The following is an 812-nucleotide window of genomic DNA, read 5'->3' on the forward strand; positions in this document are numbered from 1 at the left end:
TATCTCGCTCAGCAGTTGAGTGAGCTCAGGAGAGTGGGTTTGAGCTTGCGTGCTCGCGCAGGTAAGCAGCAGTAATGGCAGAATTTCTTTCATGGTAACGCTCTTTCTAGATACCTGATCATAATACCAGTATTTAGGTGGTGCATAAAGTCCTTTTTATGCACCGTGATCAATACTATTTGTTTGGGTTTTGGGTAAATTTTGGCGCGGCAGGGTACGCTTGATCGGAAGTGACGTACTCCGTCCTTTCCGGTCTGGTCACCTCTGCTTCTACCTGTGATTTGACCGTGAGCTCAATGATAGGCTTAGGCTGCTTTATCGATTGCTGAGCTTGACTCTGTTGATGCTTCACATTGTCCGTTACCCCATCAAAGCGGTCTTCATTAAACAGTCCGCCGGTGCCCTTGTTGTGTAGGACGTCGGTGCGTGTTTGTGCAACACTCTCTTGGATGTTATCCCATCCTTCCTCCATCGTTTTATTCTGCTCTGGTGTTAGGTTAGGCTGACCTGTCGGTGTGCTGGCTTGATGCTCTTGGTTCATTTTACCAACAATGCGCGCCGTATCTCCGTCCAGCCCCGCCATGGATGCAAAGGCTTCGGTGCGAGTGAATTTTTGCCAGCGTTCTTTGGCTTCTGCAATATCTTCTGGTTTGTGGGCGGTCATGATGCGTTGAACGTCTGGTTTGTGCGGCATGGTATTTTCCAAGTAGTTCTGGAATGCGCCGTTTGCATTGGCAGTAAAGCTGCCGCCACCTGATTCCAAGCGGGTTAGGGTGTTCGATAGGGCATTTAAGTCTGACTGGCTTTGCATC

At 49.3% G+C, this 812-nt stretch carries 1 pseudogene; it reads right to left on the reverse strand.

What is annotated here, in order from left to right:
* Positions 1-175: 175 nt before the first annotated feature.
* Positions 176-812 (reverse strand): annotated as a pseudogene (locus AACR11_RS13315) (conjugal transfer mating-pair stabilization protein TraG); the annotation flags it as partial.

This window comes from Vibrio sp. L85 (assembly GCF_963871815.1).
GTDB lineage: Bacteria > Pseudomonadota > Gammaproteobacteria > Enterobacterales > Vibrionaceae > Vibrio > Vibrio harveyi.